We start from the raw sequence: 20,365 nt of genomic DNA on the forward strand, positions 1-20,365 counted from the left end.
CCCAGGGGCTTTCTATTCCCAATAAATGATTGTAAAATTCTTCCAGAGTCTCTTTCATATCTTCAGTATCGTCATTTTGTCAGTTTTCCACACGGTTTCCTGAAGCGCCAGATTTTTTATTTCATCAATTATTTTTTCCCTTAATTTACCGATACTTTCATCAATTATAATCTGAGGGAAATACCAATAATAGTTCAAATCAGTTAATGATATAAACAATTTGAAAAATATTCCCCCCATCCAGAAGTCGCTATAAATAATGTTAGTATCTAAAATAATTATTTTTTCCATAAATTCGACCAATTATAGAATAATAGCTTCATGTAAAGTATTGGTTGAAAATTGTCGCCTAACTCCTCTTACCCGCAACCATACGCCATCATAGTCCCCCCTAGTCCCAACAGTCTCCATGTCTTCCAAAGCGCCACCCTCATATCTCGTCCCCATGATCACCTCAGGTTTCATAGTATCCGGGAATTCTTTAAAGCTGGATGGCAGGCCCCCGGAACCGGGAAGCGAAGCAGGTCTCTCTGTGCACTCAACCTTGTAATACAACCATACCAAAGTCAACCGCTTTTACCCCTGCCGCCGATTCACTGATACTGAACAACGGAAGAAGAACCGCGAATGCACGCGAATAAAGACGAATAGACGCAGAGTCATCCAGCCTCATTCTTGCTTCTATCCAGCCATCCTTCGACGGGCCTGTCCTGAGCATCGTCGAAGGGCTCAGGTGGCGACTGTCTTGAAGGATATACTGACCGCGAAAATAAATGCTTATTCAGGAATTGCCGACACGCGAGGGCAGGACGCCCGAGCGGAAGGCTGGCCGGTGCCGACGCGACCTCCTGTCGCAGCACCGGGTGCGCGCACGAGGTGCGCCTGTGCCCATGCGCCAGGATGGCGCGTTCGTGGGCACCATTAGGACATCCTGTCCGTCACGCGCTAGTATCTTTGCTCCCACTGTTGTTTAACTCATTTATCAGTTCCGGCGGCGACCCACAGGATGTGGGAAGTGCCCGCGGAGGCATGGATGCCGTGAGCGGGCCTTTCTTTGGCGACTTTCTTTGGCCGCACAAAGAAAGTCGCAGGCCTTGCGCCTGCCAGGGGCACCATTGAAGGGTACTCGTAGTACCCACAAAGTCAGCGCCCCTAGCAATTTTCATGCCAACCCCTTGAGGACCCTTTCTCCAGTCTTTCTCCAGTTAAAACCGATTAATTTTTTTCTCCGGAGACTGATAAAATTTTACAAAAACCCTAGAATCTTCTATAAATGCGACGAGAAAGCCGTTTTTCGTTACCAAGCAACGGAAGGAAAACCGCGAATGCACGCGAATAAAGACAAATAGACGCGAATATCTTTTTCCAAATTCGCGTTCATTGGCGTTCATTGGCGTTCATTCGCGGTTTCCAAATATGCATGGTCTTTGATTCAATAGTCCCGGTAATGAGCCGTTTTTCGTTACCGAGCAACGGAAGGAGAACCGCAAATGTACGCGAATAAAGCCGAATAGACGCGAATATCTTTTTCCAAATTCGCGTTCATTGGCGTTCATTGGCGTTCATTCGCGGTTTCCTGAGAAGCGCGACAATAGCACTTCACGATTTGATTAATACGTAGCCGCACGCTTCAAACCATGAGTGTATATCGGACTTTGTTACTGACACAAGTGCGCTCGAAAAGGTGCCACTTAACTGATAAACAACTGTTGCTATGTACAAGTACGCTTTTTGCATGCGTACAATTGGATTGTTTGAATCATAGAGAAATTCTAACGATTGGAAAGAGATCTCGATCCTCAAATCCTTGACTTTTCCCGCTGCCACCTGTATCCGGTACGGGCCGCTCATTAAATAAGGGAATTCCCGTACCCATGAACACGCGCGAGATCCAGGAAATAACCGCCAGTCGAGGACTCCACCCCAACAAGAAGCTGGGGCAAAATTTCCTGTGCAACGACGCCATCGTCGAGCGCATCCTCGCGCACGCCCGCGTATCGGCGGAGGACACGGTGCTCGAGATAGGGCCGGGGCTGGGCGCCGTTACGGGAGGTCTGTGCCGCGCGGCACGCGCGGTGTACGCGGTCGAGATCGATGCGGGGCTCGCACGCTATTTGAAAGAGCGCTTCGAGGCGGAGCCGAAGCTAACCGTCATCCATGACGATTTCCTGAAACACCCGCCGGTCCCCGGCGTCACGAAAGCGGTCGGGAACCTCCCGTATTACTGTTCCACCGAGATACTGTTCCGCCTCGCGGAGGAATATCGGACCCCCGAAATCTTCGTGATGCTCCAGCGCGAGATGGCCGACCGCATCCGCGCGCTGCCGGGGAGTAAAAGCTACGGCGCCGTCTCGGTCACGCTCGGAGCGCTGTACGAGGCGGAGGCGCTGTTCAAGATCGAGAAGACGGCGTTCTACCCGCAGCCCGAGGTGAGCTCAAGCTTTCTCGCACTCACGCGCAGGAAAGAGCCGCTGGTGCGTGACACGCATGTTGAGACGTTCCGCGCGCTCGTCAAGGCGGCCTTCTGGGGAAGACGCAAGACCCTCGCGACCGCGCTCTCCGGCTCGCCGCACCTGTCCATGGAGAAGGCGGCGGCCGCCGCCCTCATTCGGGAAATGGGGCTTGACGAAAAGGTGCGCGGCGAGGACTGTTCCCCCCGGGACTTCGCCCGCATGGCGGAGCTTGTGGCACAACGAACTTAACAAAGGCGTGTAAGAACAGGAGATGGGGGGAGAGGATCTCCTCCATTCCCCTCTCTCCCATTCTTACACGTCGTAAAGCCCGGTTTGGGAATAGAGCATGAAAAAAATTGACAACGACACCTTCGCGCAGCTCGTGCATACGCTCCAGAAGCCCGCGCGCTACGCGGGCGGGGAATACAACCGGATCGTGAGGGAGCACGCGGCGTTGCGCATGGCGATTTCGTACCCGGACCTGTACGAGGTGGGCATGTCCAACCACGGCATCCAGATCCTCTACGACATCGCGAACTCTATCGAGGGCGTCGCCTGCGAGCGCGTCTTCGCGGTGCCCCCGGAGTTCGAAGCGCGCGCGCGTGCGATGGGTGTGCCGCTCTTCACGCTCGAAACGAGGACGCCGCTTCGGGCGCTCGACATTATAGGGTTTAATTTCTCGCACGAGCTGCTGTGCACGAATATCTTACAGGTCCTCGACCTGGGCGGAATCCCGCTCCTCGCGCGTGAGCGCGGCGTCGGCTTTCCCATCGTCATCGCGGGGGGAGAGGCTTCGTGCAACCCCGCGCCCATGGCGGATTTTATTGACGCCTTTTTCATTGGCGACGGGGAGGAGGGGATTCGCGACATCGTGAAGTGCGTCTTGAAGGGAAAGCTGTCCGGGCTTTCGCGCGCCGAAATCATCGACGCGCTCGGGGAAATCCCGGGTGTGTATCTGCCCCCCGCGCATCGCGAGGTATGGGAGGGCGATACGCTCGCTGCCGTGGAGGGACCGCGCGTCAGGAAAAGGATTTTCAGGGCCGATACTCCCCTGGACCCAGAGCGCCCGGTCGTTCCCAGCATGCGCATCGCCCAGGAGCGCGCCGTCGCCGAGCTTTCGCGCGGGTGCGCGAACCTCTGCAAGTTCTGCCACGCGGGCTACTACGACCTCCCGTGTAGAAATCACCTGCCGGGCCCGATGCGCGAACGGATCGAGAGAATGATCGCGAACACCGGCTATAACGAGCTCACCCTTACCTCACTTTCGATATCGGACTACCCGTACCTGAACGAGATGCTGGGCGATGTCCTTCCCTGGCTCACGCGCAAGGGCGTGTCCATCGCGCTTCCCTCGCTCAGGGTGGACCTCGCGACGCTCCCGATCATAGAGCGGATATCGGACCTCCGGAAGAGCTCGCTCACCTTCGCGGTGGAATCGGCGAGCGAGAAGATGCGCCGCCATGCGCACAAGAACCTCTCGAACGCGGACCTCATGGCGATCCTCGCGCGCGTCTTCGAGAAGGGCTGGCGGACGATCAAGCTTTACTTCATGATAGGGCTTCCCGGCTGCGAGCGCATCGACGAGGCCGAGGCGACGGTGGAGCTCCTTCGTTCCATCAATGGATTATCACGGGGAAAGAAGGAAATCAACGTCACGGTCTCCCCGTTCGTGCCCAAGCCGCACACCCCCTTCCAGTGGGAGCGGCAGATGGACCGCGCCTACCTCATTCGCGTGATAAGCTCGATCAAGCGGAGCGTGACGCGAAACATCACCATCAAGAACCACGACGTTGACGCCTCTCTCCTGGAGGGGCTGCTCGCCCGCGGCGACACGCGTATGGGGAAGGTGATCCTCGCCGTGTATCGGGACGGGGCGCGCCTCGATTCCTGGAGCGAGCACTTCGATGTCGCGCGATGGAATCGCGCGATCGATGAGCACCTTCCGGACCACGCGCGGCTCATGGACGTGCGTCCCGACGACGCCGTCTTCCCCTGGAGCGCGGTCGAGACCGGGTTCGAGATGCTCGTGAAGCACAAGAAGGACCGCGGTCTTCCCGCGGGAAAGAAGTCCCTGCCGTCGGCGGCCCCCGACGAAACGGGGCCGGAGGCGCTCGGGGCGGCGCTCAAGGATTTCTCACGCACCTATGAGACGAACCTCAGGGTCCGCGCCATGTTCGAGAAGACCGGGGACGCGCGCTTCATCCCGCACATCGACTTCATGGAGATCATCAAGCGGGCCCTGCGCATGGCGGAGGCCCCGGTGTCGTCGACCCAGGGGTTTAACAAGCGCGAGAGGATATCGCTCGGGTACCCGTTGTCGGTCGGGGTGGAGAGCGTATCGGAGCCCTGCGACATCGATCTTTACGAGAGCGCCGATCTTAAAACCCTGCTCGCCGGGATGAACCAGAGGCTTCCCGCGGGCATTTCGGTCAAGGCGATCCGGACCGTCGAGGGGAAGGAATCCCTGCAGGCGATCACCGCCGGGTTCGAATACAGGCTGGAGACCGCGGAGACCGCGCTCGCGCAGGCGATGGCGCATAACCTGGACGCGCGCATCGGCTTCACGAGGACGGGCAAATCGGGCACCAGGGAGGTGCCGTTCGAGACCGCGGTCATAGAGCACCGCGCGGAAGTGGGCGGGACGGTGCTCGTGATCCCGGCGGGCGGGGAGAACTCCGTGCGCATCGACGACATGGCTGCCGCGCTCGCGGGGGTGTCAAAGGACGAGCTGTACCGGATCAGGATCGTGCGGATGAAGCAGTTGATGAAGGCGGACGGGGAGGGATTGAGGGAGATTCAGTAGGCCTCGTTCCCCAAGAACTATCAGCTACACGACCACCTGTTTAATGCCCTGTTCGACCCGGGAAAATTTTTTGGCGCGTTCCGCCCTGGAATAGCCGCACCCGCAGTATGCCTGCCGGTAGAAGCCCTCCCTGCGTGACAACTCGACCGAGCGGGCAAACCCGCCTCCCTTTTTGAAATCGGCGGCAAGGAATCCTATACGGTGCCGTGCTTCGAGCTCGCGGCCGATGCGGTTGATCATGTCGGGGTCTTTATGGGGGCTCACGGTGAGCGTCGTGCAGACTACGGGGAAATCCCGCTCGACCGCAAGCCGGAATGTACGCTCAAGGCGATAGCGAATGCATGCCGCGCATCGATCGGAACGCTCACCCATGGCGCGAAATTTTTTCACCGCGAGGGTCCATTCGCGGGTATCGCGGTTTTCTATAAGCAGATCGAAAGATAACTTATTGGAATAGTTTACAAGCTCCGTCATCCTTCGCATGTATTCAGGAAAGGGGGTGATGTTAGGGTTGTAATACAATGCGCTTACCGAATAGTCCGGGGACAGCACCTCATGCACCGAGGAAAAACAGGGTGCGCAACAGGTATGCAGAAGAAGCCTTTCAGCGGTCATGGATTGCGACCGCACCTTTGTGGTTCAGGTTTTGCGCGATTACTCGGAGCACTGCCCGAGGTATTTCTTGATAAAGCTGTCCAGCTTCTTCACATCGTTCGGGTGTGCCCTCCCGTCCAGCCAGAGGAGGAGCTCGGTACTGACCATGTGTGACCGGGAATACTCGTGGTGGATGACATAATTGGCGATGTCATACTTGATTCCTTCGAGTATCTCTTCCGCCTTGGCAAAGTTGGACGGACACGGTCCTACATACTCGCAGATCTTCGCGAGGATTTCATGCTTGTGAATCTCCTGAAGCTCTTTGCAGCAGTTCTCGTTGAAAATGGAGCTGCAGAGTGAAACAAGGTCCGCGCTGGCACCCCATGCCACATCGGGCGTTGTCGCCTGGTTTAGCTTTGCTCTCTGTTTCATTCCCGGTCCTTCTTTTTTCCGTCTTTAACCTACGCTTTATGCCGAATCGAACCCCCATATCCCGTTCGATTTGCATTCATACCCCGTAGAACGCTGCTACCCATCACCATGGGGGACCCGAACATCTGCCAATAAAACCTTGTCATTTGTTCATGTAGTCCAATGACAATGTAAAGATATTCGGCCCGTGCGTCAAGACAGGAATTTGTGAATCGGTAAAAAATGATAAAATCGGCGATTTGACGGTTTTTCGGGTCTTTCTCCCAGGTGCACCTCCGAAAACCCGGCTCATTCTTCCGTCAGGAGGGTATCCGGCAACTCATTAACGTCATCGGGCTTGAGGGGAAAGTGGCGTGAGAGCTCTTCACCGCACCGCGCGATGACCCTTGTTGCGGACTCAATTCCCCTGCCCGCCCGTATGCCCCCCGCCAGCTCGCCGGCGAGCGTTTTCCAGAAATCGGGCGCGATTTTCGCATTTATGCCCCTGTCGCCGAGTATCCAAACTTTACGCTCCAGGGAAGAAATGAAAATGAGGATCCCGGTCTCGTCGCGCGTCCTATGCAGCCCCTTTTCGTAAAAAGCCCTGAGTGCCCGTTCGCGGACCGCCTCATCGATGCGACGCCTGCCCAGGAACAGGATTTTCAATGCGGGAATGGCATGTACCAGCGCTTTGAGCGGGAAATACATCAGGAATACAATGGGAATATACGTCCAGAGCGAGACGTAGTCGGCATACTCCGCAATGATTCCGAGCGTGGAGGAAGAAGCGTCGTGCGTCCACACCTGTACGGCGCGAAACAGTGCGGTCAGGCCGAATTCGAGAACGAGGCCCAGCGTGCCCGCAAGCAGTACGGCACCGAGCGTGGCGGCCTCCAGGTAGGAATCGCTCTGGTTGACCGCCATGATCGCAATTTCCCCGGACGTGGTCTTCTCGGCGTCCGCCACCGCGGCGCGTATGGCCTCGCGGTCCGAATCGTTAAAAAATGTCTTCGCGTGTGCCCTCATTCTTCACCTACCAGCTGTCCGATGCGCCGCCGCCGCCGAAATCACCGCCGCCGCCGGAAAAACCGCCATCGCCCCCGGATGAACCCCCGCCGAATCCCCCGAACCCCCCGCCCATGAAACCGCCGCCCGACATGCCCGCGAGCATGGGGATGATGAGACCGGCTACCAGTCCTACACCGGCCAGGATGAGAAGCATGGGCAATCCAACCGCCGGAAGGAAGATGGCTCCCGCGATGGGAAGTCCAACCGCGCCCGCCGCGCCCGAAAGTATCTTTGAGATTTTTCCGATAATGCTGATGACGATCAGGAACACTATACCGATCACGAAGAGCGGCGTTCCCCCATCCCCATCGTCCCTGGACGTCCCGGGTTTATCCGAAGCCGTATACTCCCCCTTCGCCGCGGCGATGAGCGCGCGGACACCGGTTTCGATACCGCCGGAGTAATCCCCGTCCTTGAAATGCGGTATTATTTCATGACGGATGATCCGGCCCGTCATGAGATCGGTGAGCTTGCCCTCCAGGCCGCGCCCAACCTCTATCCTGATCTTTCGGTCGTTGCGGGCGACGAGCAGTATGGCCCCATTGTCGAGCCCCTTCTGCCCGATTTTCCACTGCTCGGCGACTTTTATGGAATATTCCTCGAGGGCTTCCCCTTCGAGCGACTTCACCGTGAGTACCACGATTTGCGTGGAATCGGTACGCTCGAGGGCCGCAAGCTCGGTTTCGAGCGCCTGGGCGGCCTGCGGCGAGAGCATGCCGGCGAGGTCGTTCACCCTCCCCCGGAGGGGCGGTACGTCAAGCGCCTGCGCCGCCGCGGGAAGCAGGACGGTACACAGGAGGAATGCCGCGACGCGCAGGCCCATGCGGGGATACCCTGCGGCCCTAGAACTGGACCTTGGGAGCGGTCTTCGCACCTTCATCGGCTTTGAAGGGCTCCTTGCGCTCGAGGTGCAGCATGAGCGAATTGGTGACGCTGTTGGGGAATGTGCGGATGCTCACGTTGAAGTCCTGCACGGACTTGTTATACCGCACGCGCGCGACGTTGATCCTGTTTTCCGTACCCTCGAGCTGGTTCTGCAAATCCCTGAAATTCTGGTTTGCCTTGAGGTCGGGATATTTTTCGACGACCACCATGAGCCGCGAGAGCGCGCCGGAAAGCTCGCCCTGCGCCTGGTTGAATTTCGCGAAGGCGGCGGGATCGTTGACGAGCTGCGGCGACGCCTGGATCGAGCCTACCCTCGCGCGCGCCTCGGTGACCGCCTTGAGCGTATCGGCCTCGTGCTTCGCGTATCCCTTGACGACCTCGACAAGGTTGGGGATAAGGTCGGCGCGTCGCTGGTACGCGGCCTCGACATCCCCCCACGCGGCGAACACGGCTTCTTCGTTTTTCTGCATGGCATTGTATCCGCACCCCGAAACGAGCGCGGTCGCGAAAATCAGCAATATCGGAACCACTATCCTCTTCATCATTACCCCCGTGGAATTCGTATCTTTTAAATGGGCCGGGCGCCGATATACCCCTGTGCGACCCGGAGCGGCGCGGCACTGGTAAAATATACTTTTGCCGTCCAGGTGGCAAGTATAATTTCATTAACCGCGCCCTGCCCCCGGGGACGCGGCGATATTTACATTTTCTTTACAAATTTATTATACCGGGTTAACCGCGTACCCGTTTCTTGGCTTTCATCAGTCTCATCAAACACCTCAAGGAGGCATTTTAAGCCATGACATTAAATTCAATCGGCAAGGCCATGCTGGCGGTCGTCGCCATAGTATCGCTTGGCCTGGCATTCGGCTGCGGCGATTCGTCGCCCAAGCACAAGGTAGTGATAAAAGGGTCCACCACGGTGCTCCCGATCACGCTCAAAGCGATCGAGTCGTATAAGAAAGTGAAGAAGGACGTTTCCGTTACGGTGGAAGGAAGCGGTTCCGGCAACGGCATCAAGGCCCTGCTGGACGGCGCCTGCGATATCGCGAACTCTTCCCGTGAAATCAAGAAAGACGAGATAGCAAAGGCCGAAAAGTCGGGGATAAAGGTAAAGGAAGTCACCGTTGCCTATGACATGATAGTTCCGATCGTCCACCCCAAGAATCCCATCACCAAGATCACGAAGGACCAGCTTAAAGGTATTTATGAAGGAAACATCACCAACTGGAAGCAGCTGGGCGGCGCGGACGAAGCGATAATCGTTGTCTCCCGCGATACCAGCTCCGGCACCTACGAATACTGGCATGAAGACGTGATGAAAAAGACCGACGTCAAGAAGGAAGCGCTCACCCAGGCTTCGAGCGGCGCGGTGGTCACCACGGTCGCGGGAAACCCCAAGGCGATCGGCTACGTTGGGTTCGGGTATATCAAGAAGGACGCCAATATCAAGGGTCTCAACGTGAATGAGATCGAGCCCACGCTCGAAAACGGGAAGAGCGGGAAGTATCCCATTTCGAGAAAGCTCTACATGTACATCAACGATGCGAAGACCTCCGACCAGACGAAGGGTTTCGTCGAATACCTGCTGGGCGACGACGGCCAGAAGCTCGTCTCCGAAGCCGGTTTCATACCGATGAAGTAAACTACGAGAATATCAACTGAGCATCCCGGGGAAACCGCATAACGCGGTTTCCCCGCTTTTTTTGTCCTATGCAGGGGTTGAATATTTGTTTGCACCCTGGCTTGCCGTATGCTATATATGCCATGATGCGTCACATACGAAATATCCGGGACTAAGCGTCTATCCATGCATATGAACGCCGGCATTACCGTCATCCTGTCATACGCCGCGGCCGGGCTTTGCGCGTACATCGCGTTCTACGCGATCTTCGTACTGCGGAAAAACCGCGCGATTCGTCCCCTCCTCGCACTCTTCTGGCTCTCCCTGTTCACCGGCATCGCCGCGATCATAAACGCGTTCACCTTTACGGGAACGGGTGATTCGGACGAATTCATCCGGGGATCGGTCCAGGGTGCGGCCCTGCTCGCCTGTTTCGTTCCCTTTCTCTGGTTTATAATCCGGCAACAACAGCGCCGCCCCGGAAAGCTGCTCACCCTGTTCACTATCTTCCTGCCGGCGCTCGCCCTCGCGAGCGCGGCCGCGGGGACGTACGCCGCGTTCACCGGGGAAATTCCGTTTTCCGCCGTTGACGCCGCTTCCCTGATCCCGGGGTCGCGCGGAACATGGATGCCGGACGCGGCCCGTTTCGCATCGATCGGGGCTGCGCTCGTCTACGCGATTTTCCTCACCTTCGATCGCGGGCATGGAAAAGGGAACGACTATCCGCCCGGCCTCAAGCGGGGCGTATCAATACTTGCCGCATGCTGGCTCTTCGACGCGCTGGGTGCGGCGGGTGTGCATCGTGCACCGGGAATCATGACGTACGGCCTTGCGGCCTCGTCGGCGCTGTTCGCGCATTTTTTCATCCGCAATATCGAGAGGGCGGCCGCCTTCCAGAACGCGCTCCGCGAGAGCGAGGAGCTGTTCAGGGAATATTTCGAGCTTGGGCTGGTGGGCTCGGTGATTACCACCCCGGAACGTGGTTTCGTGAAGATCAACCAGCGCATCTGCGACATGATGGGCTATACCATGGATGAGTTCATGGGGTTCACCTGGGACAGGATCACGCACCCCGACGACCTTGGGCCGAAAAACAGTGAGTTCCTGAAACTGCTCGCCGGCGAGATAGACGGCTATATCGTCTACCGGCGCTATATCCGCAAGGACGGGAGCCTGCTTCACGCCGAGGTGGGGGTCAGAGCCGTCCGGACCGAGGACGGCTCGCTTCGCTACGCGATCGTGCACGTCCAGGACGTGGGCGAACTGGTGCGCGCCAACGAGAGCCTCCAGGTGAAAAACCGGGAGCTCGAAGCGGCCAACGAGGAATTGAACGCGACGGTGGAGGAGCTGGTCGCCACCAACGAGGAGTTCGAGGCTCAGAACGAAGAGCTTATCAAGACGCAGATGGAGGTCGCGAAAAGCGAGGAGCGTTTTCGCGCGCTCGTTGAAAACCTCACCGATATCATCACCATACATGACGCCACGGGCGCGATCACCTATGAATCGCCGTCCGCCTCCCGGCTCCTTGGATATCCTTCCGGATACCTTGTGGGCAAAACCCCGGACATACTCATACACCCGGCCGACCTCGCCGGGGCCATGGAAGACCTTGCCGAGGTGTACGAAAAGAAAAACCCTCTGGTACCCACCCTCTTCCGGTTTAGAAAAGCGGACGGCTCATATCTAAGCATGGAGGCCCTCGGCAAAAACATGCTGGATGATCCATCCATTCGCGGGGTTGTCATCACCTCGCGCGATATCACCGACCGGCTCCACGCGCTCGAACAAATTCGGAATAAAAGCCAGGAGCTCGAGGCGACCAATGAAGAGCTGAGCGCCACGATCGAGGAGCTCGTGGCGACCAACGAGGAATTCGAGGCCCAAAACGCGGAGCTCATAAATACTCAACAGGATCTCGCGAAGAGTGAGGAGCGGTTTCGCTCGCTCATCCAGAACCTGGCGGACGTTATCACGGTTCACGATGAGAACGGCCTGGTCACCTACGCCTCCCCGTCTTCCTATACCACGCTGGGGTATCCCCCCGCGCTCATGGTGGGCCATCACCCCCTTCATTTCGTACACCCCGACGACCTGGAATATGCTACAAGGGAGCTGCACCAGCTCTATGAAAAGAACTCTCCGGATAGAAGCACGGCATTCAGGTTCAAGTGCAGCGACGGCAGCTACCGGTACCTCGAAGCCGTGGGCGTCAACCTGCTTGATCACCCCGCAATCCGGGGCGTGGTGATCACCTCGCGCGACGTTACCGAACGCAGGCATTCCATGGAGGATCTGCGCTCTTCGGAGAAACGCTATCGCACGCTCATCGAAACCACGGGAGAAGGCTACTGGCAGATCGACAGGGAATATCGGACCATGGACGTGAACAACGCCCTCTGCGAAATGCTCGGGTATGCCAGGGAGGATATCCTGGGGAAGTCGCCCCTGGAATTCGTGGACGGGGAAAACCGGGAGGCATTCGAAACCCAGTTCGCCCGGATACCGGAAACGGCCCGCAGGAGTTTCGATATTATCCTCAAGCACCGGAGCGGGCGCGACGTGTACACCCATTTCAGCGCCACCACCGTGTATGACCGGAACGGCGCCCTGGATGGATCGTTCGCTCTCATCACCAACACCACCGAGCGCGCGCTCGCGGAAATGGAACGTGAACGGTTGAACCGCCACGTGCTCCAGGTCCAGCGCGTCGAAGCGGTGGGGACCCTCGCGGGAGGGATCGCCCACGATTTCAATAACCTGCTCACGGTGATCAACGGCAATGCGCAGATACTCATAAGGCGGGCCCAGGCGGATTCGCCGATGCGCACGGAGGCCTCCGAGATCCTGAGCGCGGGACAGCGCGCGGCGAACCTCACCAGGCAGCTCCTCGCGTTCAGCCGCAAGCAGATCGCCGACGTCCGGGTGATGGACCTGAATGGAACCATACTCGAGCTGCGCAAGCTCTATTCGCGGCTGATCGAGGAGGATATCACGATTACCACCATTCTTCATCCCGGGAAACTCCTCGTCAAGGCCGACCCTGCCCAGATAGAACAGGTGACGCTCAACCTGCTCATTAACGCCCGTGACGCGATCAACGAAATGAGAAGCGAATCCGCAAGGAAGGAGATTATCGTGACAACCGGGCTTTCACACCTTACGGCCGCCCCGATGCACGGCGACGCCGAGTTCACGCCGGGAACATATGCCAGTATGTCGATCCATGACACGGGATCGGGCATGACCGAGGAGGTCAAGGCGCGGATTTTCGAACCCTTCTTCACCACCAAGGAGGTAGGTAAGGGAACGGGCCTGGGACTCTCTACCGTGTATGGAAACCTGAAACAGAACGCGGGCGCGATCGACGTCGTAAGCGCGCCCCTGCAGGGCACGACCTTCATCGTATACCTCCCCGTCGCGGACGATGAGGTCCGGGAGGCGCAATCACGCGACGGGGACGAGCGCGCGCACACGGGCACCGAACGCGTCCTGTTCGTCGAGGACGACGACGGCGTGCGGTTGTTCGCGCTCAAGGCGCTGGAACTGGGGGGTTACAGGGTAGCGAGCGCCCATGACGGGATGGAGGCCCTCTCCGTCTTTGGCGCAGACCCGGCATACTTCGATTTGATCATCACGGATGTCGTAATGCCCAACCTGAATGGAAGCGAGCTTGTTCGCAGGATCCGTGCGATGCGTCCGGGAATTAAATATATTTTCACCACGGGATACCCGGACAGGTATTTGGCGGAGCCAGATATGATAAACGCCCCCTGCATCCGCAAGCCCTATACCGCGGAGACACTGCTTTCGAAGATCAGGGAGACGCTTGATGATGGGAAAAACCCGCGAGCACCGTCGCCATGATTATAACAAGGTGTTTATGAATCTTCATCGATATCTTGCTCCAATCTGCTTTTATTCGATCTCTATGATCCCCGGCCTGTCCATGGTGACCGGGAAGGCCACGGTGAGGCTTCGGCTCTGTTCGTCGTAACTCCATTTCGCCGCATTCCCCGGACGTGCCCCGCGCATGAGGGCGCCCCGGACCCGATCGATGTCATGCAGCACCAGGGTGATATTTTTTTTCATGGGTGCGCCCTGGAAGGTTCCGCGCTGTTTTTCCACCGTCAGGCGTATCAGCCCCCGATCCCTCTTCACGGTTATCGCCTGCGTCGAGTATGCCCCCTGCTTGTACGCGAGCGTGGTCCCGTCGTCGTCATAGAGGACCGTCCTCCCCTGCCAGGGCGGATAGCAGTGAATCTCAAGCTCGCCGAACCGGTGGTCGTCGGGAACGTGCTGGAGCGCGGGGCCCAGGACCAGGGGGAAGCCTCCCCTGACGAACAGCGGCGCCCTGTCCGGCCGCACCGGTACATCCTTCCATGCGGGCCCGTCGAAGCGCTCGTTTGTCCACCATGAATACCAGGCTCCGGCAGGGAAATAAACGCGCCTCGTCCGCGATCGCTTTCGCATAACGGGAGCGAGCATGAGGGATTCGCCGATCATCACCTGGTCGGCGACGCCGCGCGTCCCGGGATCGTCCTGGAATTCCAGGCACAGGGGACGCACGATGGGCACCCCGGTCGACCATGCCTCGAAGGCGAGCCTGTAGTAATGGGGCAGCAGCCGCATGCGCAGGTGCGCGTGCGCGCGGAAATTTTCCTCGCAGTCGCGCCCCCTTCCCCACGGGTTGCGCAAAGGGTCGTGCGGCGCGGAGAAATAGCGCGCAACGGGTGAAAAAAGCGCCCACTGGCAGTAGAGGCGATGCATCCCGGCCGAGGGGCTCCTGTACAGGCCGAACACGTCGGCGCCCCAGTAGGAAAAACCCATGAGGCTCATGTTCAGCCCGCAGCGCATGGTTGCCGCGATGTGCGCCGGGCGGGGGGTCTGGTCCCCCAGGAAAATCGCCGGAAATCTCTGCGTCCCGATCCCCGTGGTGCGCGAGAATACGAGGGCGCGCCGGGGATGCTGGTATTCCTGGAGCTTTTCGAACAGCGCGCGTGAATAGTAGAAACCGTACATGTTGTGGAATTCGCCCACCGCCAGCCCCTTCGATGAGACCGCGCCCTCGGGCAGATACTCTCCACCGTCGTTTTTAAAGAAGCTCACCCCCTGCCGCAACAAGGGCTTGTGCATCTCGAACCACCAGTCCACGGCGTCGGGGTTCGTGAAGTCGAGTGCCCCCGCCCTCCCCAGCCACCAGTCGACGCGGTCGTGCGCGAGAAAACCCCGCCGCTTCGCCTCCTGGTAAAGATCGTCTGCGCTGTCTTCCGCGAAAAAGGGTGTGCCGTCGGGGGCGTTCTTTACGTAGAGTCGCGCCAGTATTTTGAACAGCGGGATTCCGCGGGTATTGATATACGGGGTGTAGATGAGGCCCGCCCTCACCCCGCGCGCTTTCATGGCGGCGAGCATCCGGCGTGGATCGGGGAAAAGCGAGCCCCGCCAGCGGAAATTGTGGAAAGCCTCCTCCCAGTGATAATCGAATATAAGCGCGTCCAGGGGAATGCGGCGCTTCCGGTGCTCCTCGATGCGCGCGAGCGTCTGGTCCTGGTTTTCCACGGGGTACGCAGTGTTCCATAATCCGAAGGCCCAGCGCGGCACCATGGGGGGTCTCCCGGTGAGTGCGGTGTAGGTCGAGAGTATTCTTTTCCACGACGGACCGTGAATCACGAAGAAATCGAGCCCGCCCCCCTGGAAGCGGATCGCGAGCCTGCCCGGCGTTTCATTAATTTCCACGCGCGCGCGGTGAGCGTTCAGGATGAACACCATGTAACCGCGGTCGCTCAGGAAGCACGGGAACGCGGAATAGGTATGCTTCTTCTGCGCGAACGAAGGGGATTCCCTGTTATACAGCTCAAGGCGGCCGTTCTCCCTCCTGAAGCCGTTGAACCATTCCCCGAACCCGTAGAACCCCTCGCCGGGATGCGTGTCGATCGCGAACACCCTTTCATCGCCGCCGGCTTCTTCAAGGCGCTGCACCAGGAATTCGCCGCCCTCCCCGGAAAGATAGCGAATCGTGTTCCGGTCCGGATCATGAACGACCGACAGCTCGCCGTAGTCTATCCGCGTGCCCCCGCCCGCCTCTTCGACGCATACGCGCCTCCCGGAACCGACCGCACGATGCGGCAGGAGCACGTCGGCGGCAAAGAGCGCCTCCCCGTCGATTCCGTTATGCGAAAGCGTAATATGCACGGCGTTTTCGGCCGCGAAACAGGCCCTTCCCGCAACGGCGCCTTCATTTTTCAGGACGATGCCGGGTTTCATGATTCGGGAAGATAGCCGCTCATACCCGAGGCGTCAACCAATAATCGGGTCGCGGTCCCGGTCGAACATGAGATCAAGCCGGTGGATGCCGCCCGCGGAACTCGTAATGGTGAAGCCCATCCTGTCGAAGAGGTGGAGCATGACCTTGTTCTCAAAAAGGACTGTCGCGGTGAACCCGAGAAGTCCTTCTTTTAATGCAATGTTCTTTAAATATGCGGCAAGCAGGGTACCGATTCCGCGGTTCTGGAAATCGTCCCGAACCGCGAACGAGACCGCGGCGGTATGGGAGCGGCTGTCGACGACGTACCGGCACATCCCCAGGATCGACTCAACCGAATCCGCGGTGATGGTCGCGAGCATGACAAGCTCGCGCGTGTAGTCGATTATAAACCAGTCCTGAATGGTCTCGCGGGGGATATAGTCCATGTTCGCGAAGAAGCGGGCGTACATGCCCTTGTCCAAAAGCGCGTAGAAAAAATTCCTGATAAGCGTTTCATCGGCGATTTTCACGGGGCGAAGGAATATCGTAAAACCTCCCGGGGTGGTCTTGTACGCCTCGAGGTGCCCGGGGTATTCCCCGGCCTTCCCCGGTATAAACGCCTGTTCCCGGTGTATCAGCCCCATGCGCTTCGCCTCCTCGATGAGCCAGGGCCGGAATTCGGGCGCCGCTATGGCGATGAGCGACATCGCCCGCTCGCGCAGGTTCTTCGCGTGCAGGTGGGCGATGCCGTGCTCCGTTACGACGTAGTGCACGTCCCCGCGCACCAGGGTCGTGCTCGCACCCCCGTCCAGGCGGGGCACTATGCGGGAATGCTTCCCGTCGTTTGACGTCGAGCGGAGCGCCAGCACCGATTTGCCGCGAGGCGAGAGCGACGCGCCGCGCATGAAATCCGCCTGTCCCCCCACCCCGCTGTAATGTTGCATCCCGATCGATTCCGCGGTCGACTGTCCGGTGAGATCGATCTGGAGCGCGGAGTTGATCGCCGTAATGTTTCCCTGGGTGGCGATCACGAAGGGATTGTTCGTGTAATCGATGGGCCTGAATTCGAAGGCGGAATTTTCGTGCAGAAAGTCATACGTGTCCCTGGAGCCCATGCAAAACGCGGCGACCGTCCTCCCGCGATCGTGATGTTTCTTCGCATTGGTGACAACGCCGCGCCGCATCAGGTCGATGACGCCGTCGGTGAGGAGCTCGGTATGCACGCCAAGGTCGTGCTTTTCGCGCAGGCTCGCGAGGATCGCGTTGGGCATGCTGCCGTATCCGACCTGGATCGTGTCGCCGTCCTGAACGATGCGCGCGATATACCCCCCGATCCTTTCGGATACTTCATCCGTCGGTCCTGGATCGTACTCGAGCAGCTCCTCGTCGTGCTGTAGGATGAAATCAAGCCGGTCCGCGTGCACCATCGAGTCGCCGTACACGCAGGGCATCCTGGAATTCACCTGGGCGATCACGAGCCTCGCGTTCTCTACCGCGGCCTTAACGATATCGACGCTCACCCCCAGGCTCACCCAGTTATCAGTATACGGGAGCGAAACCTGAATGAGCGCCACGTCTATCGTGATGATCCCGCGCTTGAAAAGCCCGGGAATCTCCGAGAGAAAAATGGGGGTGTAGTCGCCCAGGCCGCTGTTTATGGTCTGCCGCGAGCTGTCGCTGATAAAAAAGGACTTGTGGCGAAAATGCCGTTCGAAGCGCTTGTCGGCGTAGGGGGCCACACCCAGGGCCCACACGTGGATGACCTCCGCGCCGAAGATATCCGTCGAGGAGTTTTCGACATGCCGGACAAGCGATTTCAGGAGATACTGGGGTTCCGCGCACGACGAGCCGATAAAAATCGAATTTCCCCTGCGTATGGCCCGGAAAATCTCGCTTTCAGGAGCGAACTTTTCGGGGTGCCGGGCCTTCAGGCCCTCAAGGTACCTGTGCATGAACACCTCCGGCTCCGCATGGGTTCGACATACCGGCTCACATATGCCATGCACACCATAGGAAGCCCCGAACCGCGGAGGGTAAATTCGCGCGGGGGGCGGCCTACGATGTCGTATTCCTTGTTTATTTGATAGCTGCCGCCTTCTTCCTGTCAACCAATTAGCGCGCGTCGGCCTTGCGGATGCCGCACATCAAAATATCTGCTTGATAAATAGGCTCACGGGTGGAAACAATATCCTGCCCAAGCCATGAAGAGAAACGCACGCATACCGCATCATGATCCCTCGCCGCCCGCCCCCGGGCGCCCGGTGCTTGACGCGCATCGCATCCTGTACCTCGCCTCCGAGGCGGGGAAGATCCTGCTGCAAAACGGCGCCGAAATTCACCGGGTGGAGGCAACCATCAACCGCGTCGCCGCGGCCTACGGGCTGGAAGAAACGGAGAGTTTCGTGACGCCCACCGGGATCATGGTATCAACCGTGGACACCAGGGGCGATACCATAACGCGCATCCGCAATATCGAGTCGCGCACGGTAAACCTTGGAAAGATCGCCGGGGTGAACGAGCTTGTCGGCTCGATAGCGGACCGCGCTCACCGGCCCCTTTCCCCCGATCTCCTGGAAAGCGGGCTTATGTCCATCGGGGATGCGCGTCCGGTCAACCGGGCGCTCCGCCTCGCCGCCGCCGCGACGGCGGCGGCCTCGTTTACGCTCATGTTCGGCGGGGGCCCCTGGGAGGTTGCCGCGGGCGCCGTTTCGGGACTGTTCGCGAGGCTCGCCTCCGAGTTCCTCTCCGGGCTCGGGGTGAACGATTTTTTCATGAACATGTGCGGGAGCGCACTCGTCACCCTGCTGTGCACCATGCTCGCCCTCCCGGGCCTGCTGGCGCGGCCGGACCTTTCAATCATAGGGGCGCTCATGCTCTTCGTCCCGGGGCTCGCGATTACCAACGCTATCCGTGACACGCTCGCGGGCGATCTCCTCTCGGGCGTCGCGCGCGGGACCGAGGCCGTCTTCGTCGCGATCGCGGTCGCGTCCGGCTCCGGGATCGCCCTCGAGATCGGCGCGCTTGCACGAAGGGCCCTGCTGTCATGATTAATACCGCGCTTCAGGTTGCCTACGCGCTTCTCGGTTCCCTCGGTTTCGGGCTGCTCTTTAATGTAGGGGGGAGCGCGCTGCCGCTCTCCGCGCTCGGGGGAGGCGTGGGGTGGGGAACGTTCCTCGCGGTTTCCGCGCTCTCCGGCAGGAAGGTGCTGGCATTTTTCCTTGCCTCGGCGGTACTTTCCGTGTACGCGGAGGCGGTAGCGCACAGGCGCGGCGACCCCGTGACCATCTACCTTGTCCCTGCGCTTATCCCCCTGGTACCCGGCAGCGGGATGTATTATACCGTCTACGAGGTCATCCAGGGAAACCCGGAACGGGCGACCGCCCTGTTCCTGGAAACGTTTTCCATAGCCTTCGTCATCGCGCTGGGCGTCGCGCTCGCCTCATCCATGGCGGCCCTGGTCCGGCGCGCACGAAAGTAAAAAGGCCGTCCCCTGCGGGGACGGCCTTCGCATTTGCACGGTTGGGACGCCTGTTATTCCGCGGGCCTTACCGAAACGGCGCGAGGTCCCTTGTCTCCATTCTCAATTTCGAACTCAACCCTCTCCCCTTCCACAAGGGTCTTGAACCCGTCTTTCTTTATACCCGAGAAGTGAACGAATACGTCGCCGCCGTCGTCGCTCGAGATGAATCCGAAACCCTTCTTCTCGTTAAACCATTTCGTGACACCTTTAGGCATGATGCTGGCTCCTTACTATTGTAGATTAGGCAATTGAGGGAGAGTACGTACGTCGGAGAGAATTATGGTCCACATCCCGCTCACGGGGTGCGACCGGTACCGCCCGACAGAACTGCACCGCTCTTTGCACGCGCACCACGATAACAGGCGGACTTTCGGCGTGTCAATTAATAATTCGCCGGAAGCGGCAAATACTTGCGGCGTATCTCATCATGACGTAGTTGCTGCGCCGGTATGAATGGCGTTCATGATGCGGCTTATAGAGTCGAAGTCTTCGCTGGATTCGAGGGAAAAGAGAAGGCCGTAGGTGTTCCTTGTCTTCCACACCACCCTGGATTTGAGCAATCCCCCCTCTCTGCCGCGTACGTGAAGGTAAATCATGTCGTCCTTTTTAAGCGCGCGTTTCGAGGCTACACAGGCCCCCGTGGCCGATATATTTTTAAGCACACAACGGTGCCGCGCGTCCATGTCGGGCGGGGCGCAGAAATAGTCCTCGCCTGTCCCGGGAATTCCCTCCCGGCGCCGCACCGCGGTCATGCGCTTCTCCC

At 58.9% G+C, this 20,365-nt stretch carries 16 protein-coding genes; 6 read left to right on the forward strand and 10 right to left on the reverse strand.

All coding sequences use genetic code 11. The features are described from left to right. Positions 1–54: 54 nt before the first annotated feature. Positions 55–291: a hypothetical protein gene (locus EPN93_19520; protein TAL30444.1), complete on the reverse strand. Its 237-nt coding sequence runs from the start codon at positions 289–291 to the stop codon at positions 55–57. 1,583 nt (positions 292–1,874) lie between these two features. Between EPN93_19520 and rsmA the strand changes: the two genes are divergently transcribed. Both rsmA and EPN93_19530 read left to right on the forward strand, forming a co-directional pair. Next, positions 1,875–2,702 carry a ribosomal RNA small subunit methyltransferase A gene (gene rsmA / locus EPN93_19525; GenBank protein TAL30445.1) on the forward strand — a complete coding sequence of 276 codons (828 nt, stop codon included), beginning with the start codon at positions 1,875–1,877 and terminating at the stop codon, positions 2,700–2,702. 97 nt (positions 2,703–2,799) lie between these two features. Next, positions 2,800–5,256 carry a TIGR03960 family B12-binding radical SAM protein gene (locus EPN93_19530; GenBank protein TAL30446.1) on the forward strand — a complete coding sequence of 819 codons (2,457 nt, stop codon included), beginning with the start codon at positions 2,800–2,802 and terminating at the stop codon, positions 5,254–5,256. A gap of 24 nt (positions 5,257–5,280) precedes the next feature. On the opposite strand, the gene EPN93_19535 is transcribed toward EPN93_19530, so the two are convergent. From EPN93_19535 to EPN93_19555, 5 genes are all read right to left on the reverse strand, one after another. Further along, entirely contained in the window at positions 5,281–5,871 is a 591-nt protein-coding gene (locus EPN93_19535) for an epoxyqueuosine reductase QueH (protein ID TAL30447.1), read from the reverse strand. Positions 5,872–5,910: 39 nt separating this feature from the next. After that, a complete protein-coding gene (locus EPN93_19540; GenBank protein TAL30448.1) occupies positions 5,911–6,285 on the reverse strand; it encodes a hypothetical protein in 375 nt (124 codons plus the stop codon). Positions 6,286–6,573: 288 nt separating this feature from the next. Next, the gene (locus EPN93_19545) at positions 6,574–7,290 is read right to left on the reverse strand and encodes a hypothetical protein (GenBank protein TAL30449.1); all 717 of its coding nucleotides are present in this window, start codon (positions 7,288–7,290) and stop codon (positions 6,574–6,576) included. 7 nt (positions 7,291–7,297) lie between these two features. Continuing rightward, on the reverse strand, positions 7,298–8,155 hold the full coding sequence (locus tag EPN93_19550; GenBank protein TAL30450.1) for a methanol dehydrogenase: 858 nt from the start codon (positions 8,153–8,155) through the stop codon (positions 7,298–7,300). Between the two features lie 19 nt (positions 8,156–8,174). Next, positions 8,175–8,759, reverse strand: coding sequence for a LemA family protein (locus EPN93_19555; protein ID TAL30451.1), 585 nt, complete (start codon positions 8,757–8,759; stop codon positions 8,175–8,177). A gap of 257 nt (positions 8,760–9,016) precedes the next feature. On the opposite strand from EPN93_19555, the gene EPN93_19560 reads away from it, so the two are divergent. Continuing rightward, positions 9,017–9,862 (forward strand): PstS family phosphate ABC transporter substrate-binding protein, encoded by an 846-nt coding sequence (locus EPN93_19560; GenBank protein TAL30452.1) that lies wholly within the window; start codon positions 9,017–9,019, stop codon positions 9,860–9,862. A gap of 165 nt (positions 9,863–10,027) precedes the next feature. Next, positions 10,028–13,705 carry a PAS domain S-box protein gene (locus EPN93_19565; GenBank protein TAL30453.1) on the forward strand — a complete coding sequence of 1,226 codons (3,678 nt, stop codon included), beginning with the start codon at positions 10,028–10,030 and terminating at the stop codon, positions 13,703–13,705. Positions 13,706–13,756: 51 nt separating this feature from the next. Here the strand turns inward: EPN93_19565 and EPN93_19570 are convergent, their stop codons facing one another. Together EPN93_19570 and EPN93_19575 are read right to left on the reverse strand one after the other, a co-directional pair. Further along, entirely contained in the window at positions 13,757–16,102 is a 2,346-nt protein-coding gene (locus tag EPN93_19570) for a glycoside hydrolase family 31 protein (protein TAL30454.1), read from the reverse strand. Between the two features lie 33 nt (positions 16,103–16,135). Beyond that, positions 16,136–18,034, reverse strand: coding sequence for a GNAT family N-acetyltransferase (locus tag EPN93_19575; GenBank protein ID TAL30455.1), 1,899 nt, complete (start codon positions 18,032–18,034; stop codon positions 16,136–16,138). 249 nt (positions 18,035–18,283) lie between these two features. Here EPN93_19575 and EPN93_19580 point away from each other — a divergent pair, with 249 nt between their 5' ends. Both EPN93_19580 and EPN93_19585 read left to right on the forward strand, forming a co-directional pair. Continuing rightward, complete coding sequence (locus EPN93_19580; GenBank protein TAL30456.1) at positions 18,284–19,129, forward strand: threonine/serine exporter; 846 nt, start codon at positions 18,284–18,286, stop codon at positions 19,127–19,129. Beyond that, entirely contained in the window at positions 19,126–19,560 is a 435-nt protein-coding gene (locus EPN93_19585) for a threonine/serine exporter (protein TAL30457.1), read from the forward strand. Before EPN93_19580 ends, EPN93_19585 begins: the two co-directional genes overlap by 4 nt. 53 nt (positions 19,561–19,613) lie before the next feature. On the opposite strand, the gene EPN93_19590 is transcribed toward EPN93_19585, so the two are convergent. Both EPN93_19590 and EPN93_19595 read right to left on the reverse strand, forming a co-directional pair. Beyond that, on the reverse strand, positions 19,614–19,817 hold the full coding sequence (locus tag EPN93_19590) for a cold-shock protein (protein TAL30458.1): 204 nt from the start codon (positions 19,815–19,817) through the stop codon (positions 19,614–19,616). A gap of 210 nt (positions 19,818–20,027) precedes the next feature. Continuing rightward, a complete protein-coding gene (locus tag EPN93_19595; protein TAL30459.1) occupies positions 20,028–20,354 on the reverse strand; it encodes a PilZ domain-containing protein in 327 nt (108 codons plus the stop codon). Positions 20,355–20,365: the final 11 nt, after the last annotated feature.

It is taken from the genome of Spirochaetota bacterium (assembly GCA_004297825.1).
Taxonomy (GTDB): Bacteria; Spirochaetota; UBA4802; order UBA4802; family UBA5368; genus FW300-bin19.